The 22,382-nt window shown below is 61.2% G+C and carries 19 protein-coding genes and 1 pseudogene; 13 read left to right on the top strand and 7 right to left on the bottom strand.

Features of this window, described 5'->3' with window-relative positions:
* Positions 1–209: 209 nt before the first annotated feature.
* From PI86_RS09340 to PI86_RS09320, 6 genes and pseudogenes are all read left to right on the top strand, one after another.
* Complete coding sequence (locus tag PI86_RS09340) at positions 210–800, top strand: (2Fe-2S)-binding protein (protein ID WP_039321226.1); 591 nt, start codon at positions 210–212, stop codon at positions 798–800.
* Complete coding sequence (locus PI86_RS09335; protein ID WP_052319406.1) at positions 797–3,055, top strand: xanthine dehydrogenase family protein molybdopterin-binding subunit; 2,259 nt, start codon at positions 797–799, stop codon at positions 3,053–3,055. The genes PI86_RS09340 and PI86_RS09335 overlap by 4 nt, the downstream gene beginning before the upstream one ends.
* A 28-nt stretch (positions 3,056–3,083) precedes the next feature.
* The gene (locus PI86_RS09330; RefSeq protein WP_039321224.1) at positions 3,084–4,448 is read left to right on the top strand and encodes a c-type cytochrome; all 1,365 of its coding nucleotides are present in this window, start codon (positions 3,084–3,086) and stop codon (positions 4,446–4,448) included.
* Between the two features lie 115 nt (positions 4,449–4,563).
* A pseudogene (locus PI86_RS17710) lies at positions 4,564–4,888 on the top strand (multidrug transporter); the annotation flags it as partial.
* Positions 4,889–4,965: 77 nt separating this feature from the next.
* Positions 4,966–5,322: a TetR family transcriptional regulator gene (locus tag PI86_RS15685; RefSeq protein WP_052319405.1), complete on the top strand. Its 357-nt coding sequence runs from the start codon at positions 4,966–4,968 to the stop codon at positions 5,320–5,322.
* A gap of 107 nt (positions 5,323–5,429) precedes the next feature.
* Positions 5,430–6,167, top strand: a complete 738-nt coding sequence (locus tag PI86_RS09320; RefSeq protein ID WP_039321222.1) for an IclR family transcriptional regulator — start codon at positions 5,430–5,432, stop codon at positions 6,165–6,167.
* A 42-nt stretch (positions 6,168–6,209) separates the two neighbouring features.
* Here the strand turns inward: PI86_RS09320 and PI86_RS09315 are convergent, their stop codons facing one another.
* Positions 6,210–6,986: an SDR family oxidoreductase gene (locus PI86_RS09315; protein WP_039321220.1), complete on the bottom strand. Its 777-nt coding sequence runs from the start codon at positions 6,984–6,986 to the stop codon at positions 6,210–6,212.
* A 35-nt stretch (positions 6,987–7,021) separates the two neighbouring features.
* Entirely contained in the window at positions 7,022–8,140 is a 1,119-nt protein-coding gene (locus tag PI86_RS09310) for a CapA family protein (RefSeq protein WP_039321217.1), read from the bottom strand.
* A gap of 289 nt (positions 8,141–8,429) precedes the next feature.
* Between PI86_RS09310 and PI86_RS09305 the strand changes: the two genes are divergently transcribed.
* Entirely contained in the window at positions 8,430–9,263 is an 834-nt protein-coding gene (locus PI86_RS09305) for an SDR family NAD(P)-dependent oxidoreductase (protein WP_052319404.1), read from the top strand.
* A 93-nt stretch (positions 9,264–9,356) separates the two neighbouring features.
* Here the strand turns inward: PI86_RS09305 and PI86_RS09300 are convergent, their stop codons facing one another.
* The 3 genes from PI86_RS09300 to PI86_RS09290 all read right to left on the bottom strand — a co-directional run bounded on the left by PI86_RS09300 (position 9,357) and on the right by PI86_RS09290 (position 12,223).
* Positions 9,357–10,523: a lactonase family protein gene (locus PI86_RS09300; protein WP_039321215.1), complete on the bottom strand. Its 1,167-nt coding sequence runs from the start codon at positions 10,521–10,523 to the stop codon at positions 9,357–9,359.
* Between the two features lie 109 nt (positions 10,524–10,632).
* Positions 10,633–11,049: a Zn-ribbon domain-containing OB-fold protein gene (locus PI86_RS09295; RefSeq protein ID WP_039321213.1), complete on the bottom strand. Its 417-nt coding sequence runs from the start codon at positions 11,047–11,049 to the stop codon at positions 10,633–10,635.
* Positions 11,050–11,053: 4 nt separating this feature from the next.
* Positions 11,054–12,223 carry a thiolase domain-containing protein gene (locus PI86_RS09290; RefSeq protein WP_039321211.1) on the bottom strand — a complete coding sequence of 390 codons (1,170 nt, stop codon included), beginning with the start codon at positions 12,221–12,223 and terminating at the stop codon, positions 11,054–11,056.
* Between the two features lie 353 nt (positions 12,224–12,576).
* On the opposite strand from PI86_RS09290, the gene PI86_RS09285 reads away from it, so the two are divergent.
* Together PI86_RS09285 and PI86_RS09280 are read left to right on the top strand one after the other, a co-directional pair.
* Positions 12,577–14,685, top strand: coding sequence for a 3-hydroxyacyl-CoA dehydrogenase NAD-binding domain-containing protein (locus PI86_RS09285; RefSeq protein ID WP_039321209.1), 2,109 nt, complete (start codon positions 12,577–12,579; stop codon positions 14,683–14,685).
* A gap of 86 nt (positions 14,686–14,771) precedes the next feature.
* Complete coding sequence (locus PI86_RS09280; protein WP_124523522.1) at positions 14,772–15,002, top strand: rubredoxin; 231 nt, start codon at positions 14,772–14,774, stop codon at positions 15,000–15,002.
* A gap of 473 nt (positions 15,003–15,475) precedes the next feature.
* On the opposite strand, the gene PI86_RS09275 is transcribed toward PI86_RS09280, so the two are convergent.
* Together PI86_RS09275 and PI86_RS09270 are read right to left on the bottom strand one after the other, a co-directional pair.
* The gene (locus tag PI86_RS09275) at positions 15,476–16,909 is read right to left on the bottom strand and encodes an NAD(P)/FAD-dependent oxidoreductase (RefSeq protein WP_235362723.1); all 1,434 of its coding nucleotides are present in this window, start codon (positions 16,907–16,909) and stop codon (positions 15,476–15,478) included.
* A 109-nt stretch (positions 16,910–17,018) separates the two neighbouring features.
* Entirely contained in the window at positions 17,019–17,606 is a 588-nt protein-coding gene (locus PI86_RS09270; protein WP_039321374.1) for an HD domain-containing protein, read from the bottom strand.
* A 450-nt stretch (positions 17,607–18,056) separates the two neighbouring features.
* Between PI86_RS09270 and PI86_RS09265 the strand changes: the two genes are divergently transcribed.
* The 4 genes from PI86_RS09265 (at position 18,057) to PI86_RS09250 (ending at position 22,358) form a co-directional block, all read left to right on the top strand.
* Positions 18,057–18,665, top strand: a complete 609-nt coding sequence (locus tag PI86_RS09265; protein WP_052319403.1) for a helix-turn-helix domain-containing protein — start codon at positions 18,057–18,059, stop codon at positions 18,663–18,665.
* Positions 18,666–18,800: 135 nt separating this feature from the next.
* Positions 18,801–19,409 (top strand): short chain dehydrogenase, encoded by a 609-nt coding sequence (locus PI86_RS09260; protein WP_039321206.1) that lies wholly within the window; start codon positions 18,801–18,803, stop codon positions 19,407–19,409.
* A gap of 686 nt (positions 19,410–20,095) precedes the next feature.
* Positions 20,096–21,466: an NAD(P)/FAD-dependent oxidoreductase gene (locus PI86_RS09255; protein WP_235362722.1), complete on the top strand. Its 1,371-nt coding sequence runs from the start codon at positions 20,096–20,098 to the stop codon at positions 21,464–21,466.
* A 19-nt stretch (positions 21,467–21,485) separates the two neighbouring features.
* Complete coding sequence (locus PI86_RS09250) at positions 21,486–22,358, top strand: dihydrodipicolinate synthase family protein (RefSeq protein ID WP_039321202.1); 873 nt, start codon at positions 21,486–21,488, stop codon at positions 22,356–22,358.
* The last annotated feature ends 24 nt before the right edge of the window (positions 22,359–22,382 follow it).

The following is a 22,382-nucleotide window of genomic DNA, read 5'->3' as shown; positions in this document are numbered from 1 at the left end:
TGTCGTTGATCCCGTCGGATAAGCATAGTCCGCCTACAAGGAAGCGGTTTCGATTCATTAGCTAGCCTGATAAGACCAATGTGTACAGAACGGTTAATTGCGGCCTGACTGCGTGCTAGCATCGGACGCAAATGTCAGGTACCGGTTCCATGCCTATTGGCTGGAATGCCGCACTCACGAGATTCGGCCTCACGAGAGATGGGAGAACCATGCAGCTTCAGATCAACGGGAAGACCTACCCGGTAAAGTCCGACGGGGACACGCCGTTGCTATGGGTTATCCGCGACGAACTCGGGATGACCGGTACCAAGTACGGGTGCGGTCTTGCGCAATGTGGCGCGTGTTCGGTTCTCGTCGATGGCGTGGTGACGCGCTCCTGCGTGATGCCGGTCGAAAGTGTTGTGGGGCGCAAGATCACGACGATCGAAGCGATCGAGGAAGACGGTGTCGGCAAGCGAGTCGTCGAGGCCTGGGTCAAGCATCAGGTGCCGCAGTGCGGTTACTGTCAGTCCGGCCAGGTCGTGGCCGCGACCGCGCTTCTGAAACAGAACCAGCACCCGACGGACGAACAGGTTGCCGCGGCGATGATCAACTTGTGTCGCTGCGGCACCTATAACGCGATTCGTGCGGCCGTGGAAGAACTGTCGGGTGGCAATGCCTCGCCGCATGCCGCGCGATCCGATGCGGTGGTGCCGCCCGCCGCGACCGCCGTCACCGCCACGCTGGCAGGCATCGCGGTGGTGAGTGCAGTTGCGGGTAACGCGTCGGGCACGTCGGAAAACGAGCGGGGTGAGGCATGAAGCAGGTAGCCGACACGCAGGTGCAGGACGATACGTTTCCGGCCGGTGAGGCGATGAACATTTCCCGGCGCCGCTTCCTTCTTGCCAGTGCGGGAACCGCTGCGGGCGCGCTCGTCCTCGGTTTCGGCCTGCCGGTTCGTCCCGCGCGCGCCGCTGCCGCTGCGACGACCGCGGCTCCCGGGACTCGCGTGCCGGCGTTTCTGGAGATTCGTCCAGACAACACGATCCGGCTGCTCAGTCCGTTCATGGAAGGCGGACAGGGTGTCTTTACTGCGATGGCACAGATCGTCGGCGAGGAACTCGATGCCGATCCTGCGCGTTTTGTCGTGGAAAGCGCGCCGCCGGGTGCCGAGTACAAGGTCATGGACAACGGCATGCGGATTACTGGCGGCAGCATGTCGGTTCGCAGGAGTTATCCGACGATGCGCCGCCTGGGCGCACTGGCGCGCCAGATGCTGCTGCAGGCGGCAGCCGCCCAACTGCGCGTGCCGGTTGATGGATTGAGCACGGAGCCGGGCAAGGTGATTCATCGCGCGTCCGGTCGCTCGCTCGACTACGGGCAGCTTGCATCGCGCGCGATGGACCTGCCGGTGCCCGATCCCGCGAGCGTGAAGCTGAAGGACCCAGCGCAGTTCCGGTGGATCGGCAAGCCGGTCCAGCGTGTCGACGTGCATCAGAAATCGACGGGCAAGGCGATGTACAGCATCGACAGTTGCGTGGACGGCATGCTGCAGGCGGCGGTCCAGCATGCCCCGCGGTTGGGGTTGACCGTCGGTACGATCCGAAACGAGGCACAGGTCGGCGCAATGAAGGGCGTGCATTCAGTTCATCGCCTGCAGGGTGCAATTGCAGTGGTGGCCGAGCGCTGGTGGGACGCGAAGCGTGCAGCGGAAGCGCTGCAGGTCGACTGGCGTGAGCCGGGGCCCGAATCGACCGTACGTTACATGCCCGCCGACTTCTCGACCGCGGCATTCGCGAAACGCCTCGCCAACGAGCCGGGCGTTGGCGACGATGCCGAGGTCGTGGGTGATGCAAATGCTGCGTTCAAGCGTGCGAAGAAGGTCGTCGACGCGACCTATCACAGCCAGTATCTGAACCACGCGCAACTGGAGCCGCCGTCGGCGCTTGCGCGATTCAACGCGGACGGTTCGCTCGAACTGTGGATGCCCAATCAGGCGCCCGAGATGTTCCAGGCCGACATCGTCAAGCGCACGGGCTTGGCGACCGACAAGGTGATCATCCATTCCCCGCTACTGGGCGGGTTCTTCGGGCGCCATTTCCTGTACGACACGGCACTCGTGTATCCACAGGCGATTCAGCTGGCAAAGTCGGTCGGACGACCGGTCAAGGTCATCTGGAGTCGCGAGGAAGAGTTCCTGCGCGACGCAGTACGACCGATGGCGGCCGTGCGCTTTCGTGCCGGGCTTGATGCCCAGGGGCTGCCGATCGCCCTCGAAGCCGTGACGGTCACCGAAGGCCCGACCGAGGCGCTTAGCAACAAGCGGGGCGAGAAAGTGGATCCCAGTGCCGTCGAAGGGCTCGCCGGCAAGAAGTACGCGATTCCGGATCGGCGCATTGCCCGGCTTTATGTGAAGAGTCCGATGATCCAGGGCTATTGGCGCTCGGTCGGCAACTCGATGAACGACTTTTTCTATGAGACGTTCCTGGACGAGTTGGCCGACGAGGGCGGCCACGACCCGTATGACCTGCGGATGCGGTTGCTGAACGGCAACAAGCGGCTCACGAATTTGTTGCGAGCCGTCGGCGACATGTCCGGCGGCTGGAAGCGTGGACCGTTTACGGCCAGCGACGGTACGCGCCGCGCGCGTGGTGTCGCGATGGCGAGCCCGTTCGGTACCGAGGCGGCGGTGATCGCGGAGGTGTCGATCGAGCAAGGGCGAGTCAAGGTGCACGATATCTGGGAGGCGATCGATCCGGGCAGCATCGTCAACCCGGCCATCATCCAGGCTCAGGTGAGCGGAGCCGTCGCACTCGGCTTGTCCCAGGTCCTGTTGGAAGAGGCTTCGTTCGATAAGGGCGTACCGACCGCGCGCAACTACGACATGTATCCGATTCTGCCGCCCGCCCGCATGGCGCGCGTACACGTCCGGATCATCGAGAGCGGCGAGAAGATGGGCGGGATCGGCGAGCCGCCGTTGCCGGCCGTGCCGCCGGCCGTAGCCAACGCGGTCGCCAGGCTGACCGGCCAGCGCGTTCGCAGCATGCCGCTCTCGCGCTACACGTTCAACACCTGAAAACTTGCCAGCAAAGCAACGCCCGACAATGACGAAAAGCTGCTTCAAGAAGATCATCGCCATCCTGCTGCCTGCCTGCATTGTCGTGGCTGCCGGTGTCGCCTGGTTCGTGAACCGAACACCGGCGTCGCCGTTCGACAGCGCCGCGGATGCGGGTATGCCGTCGGCCGAACTGATTCGGCATGGCGAGTATGTCGCGCGGCTCGGGGATTGCGTCGCATGCCACAGTACCCCGAGCAGCGCGCCATTCGCCGGCGGCCTCGAGATGGCGATACCGATGGGCGCGATCTTCGCGACGAACATCACGCCGGACAAGGAAACCGGCATCGGCAGCTATACGCTGGCGGATTTCGATCGCGCGTTGCGTCACGGCGTCGCGCGCGATGGTCATCGACTCTATCCGGCCATGCCTTACCCGTCCTACTCGAAGCTCTCCGATGGCGACGTGCAGGCGCTCTATGCGTATTTCATGCACGGCGTACAGCCGGTTCGGGAGCAAAACAAGCGTAGCGACATTCCGTGGCCGCTGAACATGCGTTGGCCGCTCGCGGTATGGAACGGCGTATTCACCGAACCCGGTGCGTACCAGGCCAAGGTGTCCGCCGATGAACAATGGAATCGTGGTGCCTATCTCGTACAGGGGCTCGGTCACTGCGGCAGTTGCCATACACCGCGCGGGATAGGGATGAATGAAAAGGCGCTCGACGAACGCAGCGCGCTTTATCTCGCCGGTGCCGAGCTCGACGGCTGGTATGCGCCCAGCTTGCGAGGCGACGTCAATACCGGGCTCGGTCGCTGGAACGAGCCCGATGTCTTTCGCTTCCTCAGGACGGGCCGGAATGTGCACTCCGTGGTGTTCGGTTCGATGGCGGAGGTGTTCAACAACTCGACGCAGTACATGACGGATGAGGATCTGCGGGCCGTCGCACATTATCTGAAGTCGTTGCCTGGCGATCCCGCGAGGGATGGCGCACCCTGGAAATACGATGCAGCGTCCAACAGTCAGCTCGCAGTCGATCAGCGGTTGAAGGTGCCCGGTGCACAGACCTACATGGCAAAGTGCAGCGCGTGTCATGGCGTGGACGGACGCGGGCAAGGCCAATGGATCCCTTCTCTTGCTGGTGCCGCGTCGTCGATGGCCAGTACGAACGTGTCGTCCGTCAACGTAGCGTTGAACGGGTCCGGCCGGGTCGTCGCGGGCGGTGTTCCGGATGCCTATCGGATGCCGCCATTCCGGAACCAGCTCTCGGATCAGGAGATCGCGGACGTGCTGACTTTCGTCCGGACGTCGTGGGGCAACCGCGGCGGAGCCATGAATGCCGACGAGGTAAAGCACCTTCGCGATCGTACGAATCCGGCCAGCAGCAACGTGATCGTTCTGCAGATGCGCTGAAGGTTTTCGGCCTCGCGAGCCGGTCCGCAACCCGAAAATGTGGGCTGCGGGGGGACGAATGATGGACGGCCGTATCCCGTCGCCGAAGCATGATCCATCGGCGTCGCGCAGATTCATCACTGAGGGTGGTTCTAACATCGCGAAACTGAACCTCACGTACGTTTAGACGCCCATCGAGATCTCCAGCTAGGAGAAGCCGATCCAGAAGTCGTTCCGCGAAGTGTCCGACGGGTTGGCGGCGCGCGACCCGTGGGGGCCATCAGATCGCCGCGCTCGAGCGAAACGACCAGGAGCGACAGCGCCGTTTCGATCTGTCGGACCCGCGCTACAAGAACGGTGTCGACGGCGACCTGTCGGTGCAAACTGCACCGACCGATCTGTACTCGGCACGGCAGATGATGATCGGCGCGCGTGTCGCACGCTGGACGAAGTTCGTCACATAGAGCCAAGCACTGCGCGGCGGCGGAGTCGGGCGGGCGCGAGACGCCGCGCGCACCGGCCTAATTGATCCGCAGCGATGGTTCGTAACACCAAGCGCAGTGCCTTGCTCACCCGTGCATCTATCTTGGATGCGGGTGAGCAGCGATTTCTCGAACGCAGATTTCAGTCCGCTACCCTGGATGCCGTTGCGAAGTCCGCGGCGGTAACTCGCGGCGCCATGTGCTGGCATTTCGGCCGCAAAAGCGATCTGCTGCGGGCGATCTTCGAGAGATTGCAGGCCGGATTGCGCGAGGATCTGCACACACTGATGGGGCTGCGGTATGGACTGCCTATGCGGCACAGATCGGGTACCGACGCGGCACGACCGAGCCGGTACCGCGGTGAATCTGCGCATCAACTGGAACCCGTGCCGGGCATTGGAACCGCGTGGTAACATGCGCGTTACAGCTACATTACGCCTGCGGCGGTCGCGAACGCGTCGCAATCGCCGCAATGTAGCATATCGAAATCCGATGACCTTCAAGAGGGAATGCCGCCGATATGATGCGCTCAGTCCAACGTATCCTTGCCATCTTCGAAAGCTTCAGCGCTGAGAGAAGCAGCCTGTCGTTGCAAGAGATCGCGGATCGCATCGATTTGCCGAAATCCACGACCTTCCGGATCGTTCAGAGCCTGGAGCGTGCGGGGTATCTTGTTCGCCTGGAAGATAACCAGTATTGCCTGTCGTTTCGGTTTACCCGGCTGGCCGGCCTGGTGCGCAGCACGCTGACGATTCGGGAGATTGCCCGGCCGTTCCTGCTGGAGCTGGCGGAACAGACGAAGGAATCCGTATCGATCCATACGGTCAACGGCGGGAATCGTGTCTGTATCGATGCCGTATCCACTGCCACGGCGCCGCTGCGGGCGGTCGTTCAGGCCGGCGAGCAAATTCCGCTGCTGGCAGGTTCCGCGTCGAAGGTGCTGATGGCTTACCTGCCGAAGACCGAGCTGACACCCATCGTCGCCAGTGCCGCGCGGGCCCGAAAGATGACGAAAGCCGACTTGCTCGAGGAGCTGGCGCGGGTGCGCGAGCAAGGCTACGCGGTTTCGCATGGCGAGCGACTTCTCGGCATTTCCGCGATTTCAGCACCGATCAAGGACTTCAACGAGGAAGTGCATTATTGCCTGTCGGTCGGCGCGCCGACCGTCCGGATGCAAATGCACGAAAAGGAGTTCATCAAGCTCGCCGTGACGGCGGCCGCCGATATCTCCCGGCAGTATGGCGGCAAGGCGCAGTAGCGGCAGATCCAACCCGCAGCTGCGTCCCGCCGCGTCGGGAGATCAGAAAAGCGAGCCGATCATGCCGCCTTCGACGGCGATGGTCGAACCCGTGATGAACCCGGCCTGCATCGACGCGAGGAACGTCACGACCCCTGCCAGCTCCTCCTGGGAACCCATGCGCCCCAGCGGCGTGAGTTTCTTGCGTGCTTCCGCCTGCTCGGCCGTATACGCGGCGGCCCCGCTGCGATGCGGCGTCTCGATGAGGGCCGGCGCAACGCAGTTCACCGTGATACCTCGATCGCCGAGTTCGTTGGCGAGATGCTTCATGTAGGCGGTGACGCCCGCGCGAAAGACCGTTGACAGGCTATGGTGCGGCATCGGCGACTTCACGGATGCGGAGGTGATGGCGATGATGCGCCCCCAGCCGCGTTCGCGCATCGCCGGCGTCATTTGCTTGAGGACCTGAATGGTGCTCCATAGCTGATTCTGATAGGCCTCGGTCCATCTGGCCTCGTCGGTTTCGTCCAGCGTGGCGCGGATCGGATTGGGCGGGCGGCTCGTATTCACGACGACGATGTCGGGGCCGCCGAATTCGCGTCCGATTGTGGTGGCGAGGCGTTCCACGTCGCCGCTCACGCGCATGTCGCCAGGCACCGTCACGGCCCGTACGTGATATGTGCGCTCGATCTCATCGGCAACAGCCTGCAGTTTGTCGGCCGACCGCGCGAACAGTGCGACGTTGGCGCCTTCGGCAGCAAGGGCATGAGCGATATTTCGGCCCATTCCGCCGCTCGACGCGGTGACGAGGGCGGTCTTTCCTTTGATTCCCAAATCCATGAGGGTTCTCGCGATGCTCGGGTGGTGGGGGCGGGTCAGCCCGAGATGACGACTTCGTCGCCTTCGACGCTGAAGCGATGGGGCATGTCTTCCGATACCCACTCCATGTAGGACAGAACGTCCGAGAATCGGCGATCGTCCGGACGCAATATTTCCGGACGATACTGCTTGTCGATTGCCATCGGAAGAAACGAGGTGCGGACGACGCCTTCGCCCGAGATCGTCGCCTTTGCCATTAATGCCAGCGTGCTCGCCTTGCCGTAAGGCATGAACGGGTATTCGGGGTCGAGATCCGTGTGGTTGCGCACTGCGCCGTGTGCCCAGGCCGGCTCGTCGTGCCACGACGGCGCGGCGAAGGGCTTCGTCATGGCGAACACGCCGAGACTGTAGAAGATCGTTTTGCCTCGATAGACCTCGATGGCTTTCGGAATATGCGGCGAATGCCCGACGACCAGGTCGGCGCCTGCTTCGATCGCTGCGTGGGCGACGGCGACTTGATAGTCCGGGATGATGCGCGGCAGGCGAATCACGCCGGCGTGGTACGCGAGCACGACGACATCAACCTGACTCCGCAGCGCGGCGATGTCTTCCAGCAACATGTCGAGGTCGTTCGGGTTCGGCTCCGTTCGCACGCGTACGGACTGATGCGGTCCGCGCGGCTCGTAGCGGGTCTCGATCCCGATGTTCATCACGCCTGGTTTGTCCGGCCCGGCCTCGCTGCCTTGTGCCGCGACGGAGGTGTAGCCCAGGTAGCCGACCGTTACACCATTCTTCTCGATGATCGCGGCGCGCCTTGCTTCCTTGCGATCCCTGCCTGCGCCGGTCACCTGGACGCCGTGTGCGTTCATCAACGTCCTGGTGTCCAGCATCGCATCCACGCCCGCATCGCAGCTATGATTGTTTGCAAGGGTGACGGCGTCAAAGAGACCGCTCGTGAATATCTGCGCCATTTCGACCGGCTGGCAGACTTGCGGTGCATGCTCGGTTTTCACGCCACGGTTCGAATATGCCCGCATGCAGTTGATGAAACGGAAGTCGGCTCGCTCCAGTGCGGGGCGCACGAGCGCGGTATAGCCGTCGATCGGAAAGCCTGCGGCAGGCCCGTGAACCGGGCCGCAATCTCCTGCGATCAGCAGTGAGGCGGTGTGTGTCATTGCTCCTCCAGCATATCTCGAATCGCAGTCTGACAGCGACTGGCGTCAGGCGCACGATGCAGCCACGATTCGATAGTTTGGTTCTAGTGAGTGGAACGAGTGCCGATAAACAGAACCTATGATAGCATTACTTTCAACGCAGGAAGGCGCCGGGTTCGAACCTGGCGAGGCGGCTGGATTGCCCCGTTAGCCGCAGTGTCGGGCGCAGGATGCAGGACGGCCCGGGGCCGTTCGGATGCCCGGGTGACGGACGATTTCAACCTTGGAGATAGGAGCACAGGAGAACATCATGAATTCAAATCGCGGTCCCGGCTGGACGCCCTCGCAGCGGCTCGAGGGCAAGGTAGCGGTAGTCATCGGCGCGGGGCAGAGCCCCGGCGAAGGGTTTGGTAACGGTCGGGCGACGGCGGTGCGTTTCGCGCGCGAGGGTGCGCGCGTGCTCGCAGTCGACAGGAATCTCGAATCCGCAGAGGAAACGGCGGCGCTGATCCGGAGTGAAGGTTTCGAGGCGCTGGCCGCGGCGGCCGACGTCACGCGCGAAAGCGAACTGGGCCAAGCCATGCGGCAAGCCAAAGAGCGCTGGGGTACGCTCGATATCCTGCACAACAACGTGGGGGTCAGCCTCGGTGGCGGCGACGCGGACCTGATGGATCTCACCGAAGAAAAATTCGACAACATCTGCCGAATTAATCTGCGCGGTACGATGTTCGCATGCAAGCATGCGGTCGCGATCATGCGGGAACAACGCTCGGGCGCGATCGTCAACGTTGCCTCGGCTGCAGCGCTCGGAAAGTATCCATATGCCGTGTACAAGGCGACCAAGGCCGGCGTGATCGCGTTTACCGAGCAGTTGGCGTTGCAGAACGCGCCGTTCGGCATCCGGGCGAACAGCATTCTGCCCGGGCTGATCGCCACCCCGATGGCGGTCGACACGCGTGTGCGCGAATGGAATCAATCGCGCGAGCAGGTGGAGGCGGAACGTAACGCAAAAGTGCCGCTCGGCCGGCAAGGGACCGCGTGGGACGTGGCGAATGCCGCGCTGTTCCTGGCGTCGGATGAGGCCGATTTCGTCACGGGTATTTCGATGCTCGTCGATGGCGGCCGCATCCTGAACAGGATCTGACGAACATCGCGGGGGCGGGGCGAGTGACATCCCGCCCCCGCATGCTCATCGCGCTTACACACCCAAGTGGGTGCGTATTGAGCAACGAGTCAGTCAGCGGACGCCGACGATACCCATCCAGTACTGAAGCTGGCCATTCGGCGTGTCGACATCATATTTCCGCACGAATTCCAGACGTCCGTCCGCGAGGATGCGAAACACGGACAGCGCTGCCGGCGTTGCGTCGACGTCGTCGCCCCGGCGAACAGCGAGCGGCTTGACGCTGGCGGCGACGAGGAGGCGACCGCTCGGATCGCACGCGAACGTCCGGACGTGAAACGATTGGGTGTCCGCGTGCTGGATCGGTTCGAGGTTGCCGGAGTCGGGGTCGATGCGAAACACTGCAATGTTGTTTTCTCCGCCGCCAAATACCTGCCGGCCGGCAAAGTCGACCGTATGGTCGGCCCGGTTTGCTACATAGACCCATCGACCGTTCGGGTGCACATGGATCGGGCCGCCGAGCTGGCGAGGATTTGCCCGGAGCGGTTCCGCCAGCGTATCGAGCGAGCAGGCAGGCTCCGCCTCGATCGCGCCATCGGCGAAACGAAACTGGTAGACCCGATTGGTGCGTTCGTCGGACGCATACAGCCACGGCTTCGACGGATGGAAGTCGACATGCCGCGGCCCGAACCCGTATCCACCGCGGGGAGCGACGACCTCGCCCGGTGACAGCTTGCCGTCCACGAATTCAAAGGAACGCAATGCACCGGGCTCCTCGGCTCGTTCTTCCTTCGCCTGATTGCCGCGATCGACGATCAAGGCTGGCGAGCCGCTCGGAAACACCATGACTTGATGCGGATAGATGCCGAAGTCCAACGTTTCGGAATGCGCGACCGGTGCACCGATCGTTCCGTCTTGTTCGATGCGGTGTACGGTAATCCCGCTCGCGGGAAAATTGTGCCCGCTCAAAATGAAGCGCCCGGATGGATCGACGCACATGTGAACCGCACGACGATCGAGTGACCTCGGCCCGCCATGCGCGGACAGCGCGCCGTCTGGTTCGATCGTATACGCACTCACATGGTTGAAGTCCGAGCGCATGCGCGGCCCGCCGCTGCTGGTGGTGACATACAGATGCGAGCGGGAAGGATGGGGCCACGCATATTGCACCTTGGCCGGGACGCGTATCGTCGCTCTCTGCGAGAGGGTTGCCGCGTCGACGTCGACGTCATAGTGCGTGATCGTGTCTCCGACCGCGCTGTACAAGGCTACGCCTGCCATCTAAATTCTCCGGATGAAGCGCCGTGTTCAGGAGTGGACGGCGCGGTAGCACGGACCGTGCGTTGCGCACGACGGGCGAACCATGTCTGCCGCCGTGCGGCCCCGTCCGTTATGCGTGCGTGTCGGCCACGGGCGTGAACATCGGAATCGAATGACCGTCTTCCGACTTCTTGAAAACGACCTTGACGCGCTGGCCGATCCTGACCGCGTCGAGATCGGTATCGACGATGTTCGTCATGAGCGTGGTGCCCTCGTCGAGCGTCACATAGGCGATGCAGTAAGGGGTCGGCGTGCCGCGCCGCGTGACGCTGAACGCATAGACCATTCCGAGTCCCCGCGCATCCTTCCATTCGAGGTCGTCGCTCCAGCAGAACGGGCACAACGATCGCGGATAGTGGTGCGGTTCGTTGCAGGCATTGCAGTACTTGACGAGTAGTCTGCCTTCCGACGCGGCGTCGAAATACGGCTCGTCGCCGGGATTCAAGGCAGGGTCGTTGATCTTGCGGTCGGTATATGGGGTGGCCATTTGCTTACTCCCTTTCCATGATGAGCGTTGCGGCGCCATGACGGTGCCCGATTGCGCCGCCGATGCCGGTCGCGAGTGCCAGCGAGCAGTCGCGTACTTGGAGTTCCGGATGGGCTTCGCCGCGCAGTTGGCGAACCGCCTCGATGATCTTCGTGATCCCGCCACGATTGGACGGATGGTTGTTGCACAGTCCGCCGCCGTCCGTATTGAACGGCAGCTTTCCGATGCCTGAAATCAGATTGCCGTCGGCTACGAACTTTCCGCCGTCCCCCTTCTTGCAGAAGCCGAGATCCTCGAGCTGGAGGATCACTGTGATCGTGAAGCTGTCGTAGATCGATGCGTACTGGATGTCCGAGGGGCGGACGCCGGCCTCCTCGAATGCGCGCGGGCCGGTCCATGCCGCGCCCGTGTAGGTCAGATCGATCTTGCCGCCCATCTGATGCTTCGTGGATTCACCGCTGCCCAGAATCTTGACCTGCGGGCACTTGAGTGCTTTCGCGATCTCCGGGCGCGCCACGATCACGGCGCCACCGCCATCGCTGACGACACATGAGTCGAGCCGGTGAAGTGGGTCCGAGATCATCGGCGAGGCGAGGACGTCGTCCACGCTGACTACGTTTTTCAGCATCGCGTTCGGATTGTGCTGCGCGTGATGCGACGCGGCCACCTTGACCCACGCGAGCTGTTCGCTCGTGGTGCCGTATTCGTGCATGTGCCGCATGGCTGCCATCGCATACAGATTCACGGTCACCGGGTTGTACGGCATCTCATAGGGCGCATCGGGAAGATTGACGCCACGCACCCGCACCTGGGTGCCTGAAATGCCTTCGGAGTTCGGCCGACCGGCGAGGGTGATCAGCGCTACGTTGCATTTACCGGCCGCAATGGCCTGGGCTGCGTGTGCGACGTGGATCAGGTACGAGCATCCTCCCATGTCCGTCGAGTCGATGTGCTTCAGCCTGTTCAGGTTCAGGTAGTTGGCCATCGACCACGCGTTCGCGCCGGGCGCATCGCCCGCGCAGAAATACCCGTCGATGTCGTCTTTCGACAGGCCGGCGTCATCGAGCGCGCCTTTCGCGACCTCGGCGTGCAACTGGGCGACCGAATGGTTCGGCGCCTTGCGCAGCGGATGCTCGTATGCGCCGACGATATATGCCTTGCCTCTGATAGTCATGTGCTGACACTCCTCCATGTTTTCGGAACGGACGGGTTGGGTCGGCCGCGCGGCCGGCATGCGCTTCCAGGCGCTGCAGCAACGGTTCTGCGCAGCTGGAAAGCCGATCCGTACGCACACGGACCGGACGACACAAATGAGTTCCTTGGTTTCACTGAGTGGAATTAATGCTATTCAGTAAAACGCATGATACCATCGGATCGACGTTGCACAGGGATGTGGGAGTGGGCTCGGCGGCACACGAATGCCGTGTCCGCCGGCGAAACGGGGTGGCCCGCTTGCGCCTGGAGCGCGTGTGTTGCGTATGCCGCGCGTGGCCACTCCCGGATGGTTCTTACGATATGGAAAATGAGATGAGCGACCTTCAGCTTGTGAAATATGACGTGGAGGACGGCGTTGCCGTCATTACCATCGACAATCCGCCTGTCAATGCGCTTGCGCCCGGAATGCGAGAAAGCATCATTGATGGCGTTGCGCGCGCAAACGACGATCCGGGCGTCGACGCGATCGTGCTCATCGGTGCGGGGCACAATTTCATTGCTGGCGCTGACATCCGTCAGTTCGGCAAGGCTCGCTCGGTCACCAGCAGCGTCAGCACGGCGGCACTGGACGCGAGCCGAAAGCCGGTCATTGCCGCGCTTCACGGTTATGCGCTGGGTGCCGGCCTCGAGCACGCGTTGGCGTGTCACTATCGGATCGCCTCGACGGATGCCAAGGTCGGCCTGCCGGAAGTCGCGATCGGGATCATCCCGGCAGGCGGCGGCACGCAGCGTCTACCACGCTTGATCGGGCCGGAAGCCGCACTCGACATCATCGTGACCGGTCGTCATGTCGCCGCCGACGAAGCGCTGCGCCTCGGGATCGTGACCGACGTCGTGAGTCCAGACTCCTTGCGCGGTGCGGCCCTCGATCTCGCCAGGCGCGTCGCCTGCGCACGGCCGCTTCCGCGCGTGCGGGACCGATCGGAGCGCATCGAGGAGACGCGACGCGACAGGACCCGCTGGGACGCCGCGCGCGCGAAAGCATCAGCGCGCGCCAGAAAGCTGATGGCACCTCAGCATGCGATCGCATGTGTCGAAGCATCGATCGACAAGCCCTTCGACGAGGGCCTTGCGCTGGAGCAGCGTTCCATTGCGGAACTCGAAGGTTCGGACGAGGCTCGCGCGCTGCGCTATGCGTTCTTCGCGGAGCGCGAGGCCGCGAAGATTCCCGGTGTGCCGGCCGACCTCAAGCCTGCGCGGGTCGCATCCGCGGCCGTGATCGGTGCGGGGACGATGGGAGGTGGCATTGCAATGTGTTTCGCGGATGCCGGGATCCCCGTCAGCGTGATCGAGGCGACGCCCGAGGCGTTGGAGCGTGGCCTCAATCGCATTCGCGATACTTATGCGGTCAGGGTTAAGCGCGGAAGCCTCACGCAGTCGGAAATGGACGCGCGCATGGCGCGCATCCGCACCGCCGAGCGTTACGAAGAAATCGCGGATTGCGATGCGGTGGTCGAGGCGGTATTCGAGCGCATCGATCTCAAGCGCGAAGTATTTTCGAAGCTGGATGCGGTGATGAAGCGCGGCGCATTGCTGCTCACGAACTCGTCCGCGATCGACATCGACACCATGGCCGCGATGACCAGTCGGCCGAAAGACGTTGCGGGCGCGCACTTCTTCGCGCCAGCGAACGTCATGAAACTGTGCGAGATCGTCCGAGGCGACCAGTCTTCGATCGAGACGATCGTGCGTGCATCACGGATGGGCCGGGATCTCGGCAAGGTCAGCGCGGTGTCAGGCACCTGCGACGGATTCGCAGCCAATCGCAGTCGTGCACCGCTCGTCACCGAGATGATGCTGATGCTTGAGGAGGGCGCGCTTCCCGAGCAGGTCGACAAAGTCATGGTCGAGTTCGGCTATCCGATGGGACCGTTCGCGGTCAGCGATCTGTCCGGGCTCGATGTCAGCTACGACACACGCAAACGCCGTGCGGCAGCGGATCCGACTTATCGGAAACTCCACGTCCCGGACCGCATGGTGGAGTTGGGGCGAAAGGGGCAAAAGTCGGGCGCCGGATGGTATCGATACATCGAGGGCGATCGCACGCCCCATCCGGATGAGGAAGTCCGCCGAATCATCGCGGAGGTCGCCAAGGAACTCGGCGTTCCCCAACGTACGTTCACCGACGATGAAATCCTGAGGCGGATGCTGTTCGCATCCGTCAACGAAGCATGCAAGATCCTCGAGGACGGCAAGGCATATCGCGCGAGCGACATCGATGTCATGTGGCTCTATGGTTTCGGGTTCCCGCGACATCGCGGTGGCCTGATGTACTGGGCTGATTCGATCGGTGCGAAGGAGATCTATCGTCAGGTATGCGAATGGCATGAGCGCTACGGGAAGCGATGGAAGCCGAGCGATCTGCTGTTGAAAGTGGCCGAAGATGGGGGCTTCTTGCGAGACGTCAAGGTAGGAGCCTGAACGGCGGCGCGTGGGTCGCATTGTTGACGCCGGCGGGCGCGATCGGACGGCCGCCGGTTTTGAAGATCGATGAAATGGTGAATCAGATGAGTGCAAACGTGAATGAGACTGGCCATGGTACCGAACCGAAAAGCGAGCCGGTACAGCTGGAATTCAAACTGTGGCAGTGCGTGCTGTGCGGCTTCGTCTATGACGAAGCGGAAGGCATGCCGGCCGAGGGCATCCCTGCCGGGACGCGATGGGCGGACGTCCCGGACGACTGGATTTGCCCGGAATGTTCCGCGACGAAGATCGACTTCGAGATGATCGAGATCTAGCCGGAGCGGTGTTGCCAGGCCGGCGATCACTCGCCGGCGCAGGGCCAGGGTGTCGATGTGTCGAGCATCAGGGAGCGGGAAATGGAGCGCGGGCAATCGCTACGCTGGATCGTTAGCAAGTGGTTTGGCACAACGGGCGGGAACGCGATCCGACTGACTCGCTCGGGCCTCGGTCATCCTTACGATGTTCGTTGCGTGCGCGTCGATGCAGTGGTGGCAGGGCGGGAATTGACTATTTTCTTTTTCCGCGACGAAGCCGGTTGCTGGAGCGTGTCGCCCCCGAGGGGTAGGCGAATGGTACGTCATCCGCAGCTCGGTGGACGTCGCGATGATGCGTTATCCGCGGAGCCAACCGGGCCGACGAGCGCAGCGGCGCCAGCGGCACGGCGGTCATCGCTGATCGAAGCCGGTTGAGCGGAAAGTGTCCGCGGCGGCAAGTTGCCTTCGATACCGATTCCCGCGCGAGCCACCTTCTAATGCGCCCCCGTCAATTTCTCCATAAGCATGGCAGTACGCGACGGATGATTGGTCAACTTCTCCTCGAGGTCACTCAACCCGGCGGCGAAAAGGCCACCGTTGATGCCGAACCAGCGCAAAGGTTCGGCTTCCCACGAAGGAGATTGGTGGTTGACGAACGGCAAGCTATTAATCTTCTCGTCAACATCAAGAATCAAATTGCTGAGAATACGCCCGGCCAGATTGCTTGTCGCGACGCCATCCCCAACATAGTTGCCGGCCCACGCGATTCGAGTACGCTTGTCCATACTTACGGTCGGGCACCAATCACGGGCAACACCGAGTGCACCACCCCAACGGTGAGTGATAGCCACATCAGCCAGTTCCGGGAAGAACCCCACCATCGACTTGCGGATTTTGTCATGAGCGTCTCCGAAGTCGTCCGATATTGTCGAGCCCCACTTGTAAGGGGCTCCCCGACCACCAAAAACCAGTCGTCCGTCGGCGGTCACCTGTCCGTACACACGAAGGTGGCGCATATCGTTGAATGCTAAGCGATGGTCGAGGTGAAGCCTTCTGCGCATATCGAGCGGCAACGGCTCGGTAGCAAGTACGAGCGAGGAGAGTGGAATGACAGAGCGGCGATTTTCCGATTGCTGACACGAGAACGCTTCCGTTGCGCGCACTACAGTCTCAGCCTTCACCGTGCCGTTGGCCGTGCTGACAATCCCGGGGCGGATGCTTTTTACCTCGGAATTCTCGTAAATACGCGCGCCCATGCTTTCGACCAGCTTCGCAAGACCATGTACCAGCTTGCCAGGATGGATGACCGCGCAATGCTCAGTGTAAAGAGCACCAATCACGTCGCGCGCTCCGACCTTTTCGCGAGCGACGACGGAGTCGAGTATTTGCCATTGAGCAGGAAGGCCGAAGCGCGTCGAAGCTTCAACGGCAGAAAGTACCCGGAGAAGCTGGGCGTCGCTTCGGGCTAACGATATAAAGCCTTCCTTTTGGAAATCTGCATCCAAATTCTCTGTTTCGAGCACCTGGCCGATCTCGTCGACCGTTGCGTTCATGGCCGCCTGCAGATGCAGGGCGGCCTCGTGCGAATACATCTGCGCCACGCGAGAAAGCGAGATCGGGAAAATCGCCGACGCCCAGCCACCATTGCGCCCCGATGCACCAAATCCGACGACATTTCGCTCGATAAGCACCACTCGGAGCGAAGGCCGAGCCTTCAACAAGTAGTAAGTTGTCCAAAGGCCCGTATAGCCGGCGCCGACGATGACCACATCCGCGTCTATCGTATCGGCCAGATGCTGCCGTCGCGGTGCAGGCCGAAACCACAAGGGATTGGTCGATGGATTCGAACTCGTTTGTGAAGGCATTTCCGTTTCTCGCTCATCATCCAACAATATCTCTCCGCCCGACGCCGCCGAAGCGACGAGCAACAATGTACACCGATCGCGTCAAAGCATGCGTCTGTCCGCATGCCGGGGCGCACTCATGAACGGCGGTTGTCGGGATCGGATGGCTGCGAGCCAGGATTCCGGACCGCGCCTAACCGTAAAGACGTCGGTTGCTCTGGTCCATGTACCAATAGGGTTTGCGTCCGAAAACGCGCTTCACCGCCGGGATGAACGTCTCCAGCGGCTCGGTATTGTATTTATCGTTGAACGATGCCTGGTCCCATCGTTCGCAAAAGTCGGCGGCCGTCTGATACAGCGGATGACCGAGGAATTTGTCGCGAGCGTCGCGGTCCCAGCCGAGATGGTGCCCGTAGTAGAACGTTTGAAAGAGGCCGTGATTCTCGATGACCCAGCACACATCCTCACGTACATAGGGTCGGAGGATCTCCGCCGCAGTGCGATCGTGATTGCGGGGCGCAAAGCCATCCGCGATGTCATGAAAGAGCGTCGCGACGACCCAGTCGTCGTCAGCGCCATCGCGTAGCGCTCGTGTCGCGCTTTGAAGCGCATGTTCCAACCGAGTGATGCGATAACCCTCGAGCGTATCGTTCTGTTGGCGGCGCAATTCGGCCAGTAGCCGATCGGCAGTCTTCTCGCAAAACTGTTCTTCCAGTTGTCCAAGGAGGCGATACTCCTCCGCCGTACCATCTTTCATCTGCGTGAAGTTTACGCGTTTCATCTTCATTCCTTTGGTTGTGCCTTCCAGCCGTTGGTGTCCATGCACCCACATGCTTGCGCTCGGACTGGCATCTCTCCGAAACGACTCGTGGGGCTTTGCACGCACAAAAAAATATCGCGATTTTTTTGTTGTTGCAAGAAATTTGTGGGGGGAATACATTTTCAAACAAAAGAGGCGGACCCGCCGAGGCAGGCATCACGTCAGGGGTCGAGCCCCGTTTGGCGAGGCTGGTGACCCCGATACTCGGGTCAGGCTGGCATTCGACCGAAAGGCCAACGGTGCGGGCCGACCGTCACGGGTGCGTTCACAAAGAAGCACGCAGGAGCACCGCGGGATGTCTGGAGGTTGCTCCGACGTTGACGTTTAGAGTGTTTGAGGAGAGAGAAAAAGCGGCCAGATTTTTTTGTGGTAAATTTGTCCGGAAATTTTTTTCAAAGTAGGAGTGCGCTCATGGCCAAGCCAGTGCGTGAACAGGGACTAAATGCAGTTGCCATCAGCGATGTTGCGCTGGACCGGGCGACGCTCGGTATGGAGATTCGCAACTTGCGCAAGGCACGTTCCAAGACGCTTGCTGAACTGGCGCTCGCGACCGGCCGATCGATCAGCTTCATCAGTCAGCTCGAGCGGGGTCGCACGGAAATTTCAATTTCTGACCTCAAGCGAGTTGCGCAGACGCTCGGCGTTCCACTGGGGTGGTTTTTCGTGTCCGACGACAAGCCGACTGCCGAAGTCGGCCGCATCGTCCGGGCAACGTCACGGCGGCGCCTCGGTGACGGGCCGGACGGGCTTTCCGAGGAACTGCTGTCGCCGAGTATCGGCGGCGCGTTCGAAACATTCCTGACGACGATTGCGGCAGGCGCAACGCGGGAGGAAGCGCTTCGTGACACTGAGGAAGAGGGCTACGTTCTGAAAGGTCAGCTGGAGATATGGATCGGCGGCCACCATTTCGAGGTGTCGGCGGGTGACACTTTCAGAATTGCACGGGAACCGTTCAGCTGGGTAAACCGCAGCGATTCGGAGACGCAGATCGTCTGGGTCATCGCGCCTCCAACGTATTAGGAACGTGCGCTGAAAGACGGGCAACCGTCTTCGGCGACCGCTTGCATTGCAGTCACCGTTGATGTCGCGCGCAGCATGAAACGCATGCGTTGCGTTGACATTGTCCATTAGTTCAACTGATGAATGGAGATTTTGATGAGCAAGATTGTCGTAATTGGTGCGACCGGGACGATTGGCCGGGCGGCGGTTGCCGCGTTGGCCGGGCGTCATGACGTTATCCAGGTAGGAGCCACGAAAGGAGAGCTCCGGGTTGATGCGACCGACTCCGTGGCCGTCCAGAAATTGTTTCAGTCGATCGGGAAAGTCGACGGTATCGTGGTTGCGATGGGTGCAGTCCATTTCGGCCCACTCGACCAGACGACGCCGGAACAATTCTCCGTCGGATTGCGCGACAAACTGATGGGGCAGGTCAACGTCGTTTTGGTCGGTCAGCATTGGATGACCGACGGAGGCTCATTCACGCTCACGGGCGGAATTTCCGCACATGAACCGGTCCGCGACGGGACCAACGCATCGAGCGTCAACATGGCGCTCGAGGGGTTTGTGAAAGGTGCGGCGGTCGATCTGAAGCGCGGTATGCGCATCAATCTGGTCAGTCCGACGATGCTCGAGGAGTCCGTCCCGTCATTCGGACCATACTTCCCCGGTTTTGAACCCGTCAGTTCCGCGCGGGTCGGGTTGGCATACGTGCGGAGCGTGGACGGCCCCGAAACGGGCCGCGTGTACCGAGTCGGCTACTGCTAGGCCGCTTCGACGTGCAGGCCGCCGACTCCCTTCGAGGCTTCGCGGTGCGGCGGCGGCCGGCCCCATCTTCGGGCGATATCCGGTCCGTCTGATGCGGGCAAGTGAATCCCCCGACATCCCCACTCATCTCCCTTCCCCCTTGTACGCGGCGCCGTGTTGAGCGCCAGCGACTTCCTTCCGTGCGCATCTCCGTTGACTCGGAGCGTGCTGCCGCCACTTGAGCACCTACGGCGTGCCCTCACTTCATCCACCGTCGTGCCGAGAATTCTTATGGCAAGAAAAGTTATGTGAAAATTCTTGTTGAAATAATTTTTTGGCGTTTTTACAGTTGATCCAGCTACGAGGCTCCCTTACGGACGGCTTGGAGGGCTCTCTTTACCTGCCAGATCGCGACGAGATAGGCGTTAACCCTAGACGACACGGGCGCGTTTGGAGAATTTCTTCTCTGCAAAAAAAATGTTGAAAATTTTTATTGCGAGAATTTTTTGGTCCTCTTATAGTTTTTAACAGAAATGAGGAAGGGTGATTCTCGATGGCGTTTGACCTGGGACAACATCGCGCCGTCAGGGTAATCCCGTACAAAGAATCGCTCTGCGCGAGGAGTTGAGGGTCGTGTGCCGGAAGACGGTACTTGCACGTTGGCGATAGGTGTTTGAGACACGCTGCTGTTTCTAAGGAGATTGATCTTGTCCGTTCAAGCATTGCAAAGGGGAATCGCTATGGAGTCCCAAGCACGTATCACCGTCGACCCGCCTCAGAAGGAGGCCACGCCGTCTGGCTGGTATCTGACGTCGGGTCCGGAACTGCCGTTGAACACGTTGCGAGGCGAAGTTACGTGCGAAGTCCTCGTGATCGGAGCCGGCTGGATGGGTGTCCATGCAGCGCGACGCTATGCGGAACTTCGCCCGGAGGCGAAGGTGGTGCTCGTCGATGCGGGGCGTATTGGCAATAACGCGTCCGGACGCTGCATGGGCTTTGCGATCGATCTTTCGCACAATCCGCGCAAGCGTGATTTTGTCGAGGACGAGCAGGGTAATCGCGACGAACTGTACGTTAACACCGAAGGCAACGCTTACCTCAGGAAGGCAGTCGAGGAACTGGGCGTTGACTGCGATTGGGATCCCCAAGGTAAGTACCATGCGGCGGCATCCGAGAACGGTGTGGCCGATCTGGTGCAGTTCTCGAAAGCGCTGGACCGCATGGGCCAGAAATACAGCTGGGTCGAACGCGAAGCGATGCAGGATATGACGGGCAGCAAACACTACATCAAGGCGCTGCATCACCCGGGGACGATTCTGCTGCAGCCCGCGAAGTACCTGAAGAACATGACTCGCAAGCTGCCGGCGAACGTGACGGTCTATGAGAATACGCCGGTTTTGTCTGCATTGTTCGGGAAACCGTATCATCAGTTCGAGACGCAGACCGGGACGATCAAGGCGACCAAGGTCATCCTCTGCACGAACGGCTACCTTCAGAACTTCGGGTTCTATCCGAACTCCGCGATACCCGTCTATACGTTCGCCAGCATGACCCGACCGCTTACCGAGCAGGAGATCGCGCAGGTCGGAAGCCATCAGACGTACGGTCTCATTCCGGCAAACAGCTTCGGTACGACGGTGCGGCGCACGTTCGACAATCGTCTCTTTCTTCGTAACGTTTACTCCTACGCCGACAACTTTAAGACGTCGGTCGAAGACGTCATGCGTGCGCGCACGCAACAGCAAGTCGCGTTCGAACGTCGCTGGCCGCAACTTGCTTCGATGGGCTTCGAAGCGAGCTGGGGCGGCGTGATGGCGCTGACCCAGAACGGCGGCATGGTCTGGGGTGAGATCGCACCGAATGTATATGGGGCGGCGTATTGCAATGGCACAGGCGTTTCTCGTGGCACTGCCTTCGGAAAGGCGGTCGCCGAGCTCGCCACGGGTATGAACAGCCCGTCGATCGAGATCCTCAAGCGAAAAGTTCGGCCGGTCCGAGCCTATCCGCGACTTATCACGTCGTTGGGGGTTCGATTCGTCACCGGAATGCGGTTCAGAAAAGCAGGCATCGAAGTTTAATTCAATCAGAGAGGCTGAAATGGCAAAGCTGGCAGGTATCAATCTCGCAATGCAAACCCCGTTCAACCAGGACGGATCGATCAATCTCAGCGTGTTTGAAGAGCTGATCGAAAAGTACATCGACGCGGGTGTTCATGGCCTCGTGCTCGGCTCAGGCACCGGGCAGCATCCGTATCTGACTGAGGCGGAATGCAACAACCTGTACGAGCTCGGGATCAAGCGCGTCAATGGTCGCTGCAATGTCATCTGCCAAACGTCGGCGCTGAACGTAGACGAAGTGGTTCGCCGTTCCCGTCACGCGGAATCGGTTGGCGCCGACGCAATCATGGTGCTCCCGCCGTATTTCGAAGGCCCTACCGACGATGATGGCCTGCTTGCGTTCTACGAGGAAGTGAACGACGCAATCAACATCGACATCGTCGGCTACAACATCCCGCAAGCCACGGGTATCGCCGTTTCGACCGCGTTGCTCAAGCGTCTCGCGCAACTGTCCAATTTCAACTACATCAAGGACAGTGCCGGCAATCTGGCAACGCACCAGGAGTATCTGCGGGAATCGATCAACGTCCTGAACGGTGCTGATCCGACGACCATTTACGCGCTGATGGCGGGTGCCGTCGGTGCAATTTGGGGGGCGGCGAACTTCATGCCGAAAGAGGCCGTCGATCTCTATAACTTCCTCGCGGAAAGGAAGTATGGCGAAGCACTTTCGCTGTGGAAGCGGATGCTGCCGTCGATCCTCTACATCTGGCGCGAAAACTACATTCCGTCGGTCGTGCACGCAGCGCATTTGCGCGGTTATGGCACCGGCTATGTCCGCAAACCGCATCGCAGCCTGACGGCGGAGCAGGACACGGCGCTCCGGGAAGCGCTTGCACCGCTGCTCAAATAAATCGATAAAAGACTGTATCCGTCA

This window comes from Burkholderia sp. A9, from assembly GCF_000801975.1.
Note: the sequence above shows the minus strand (reverse complement) of the source record. Positions and strands in the feature narration are given on the sequence as shown.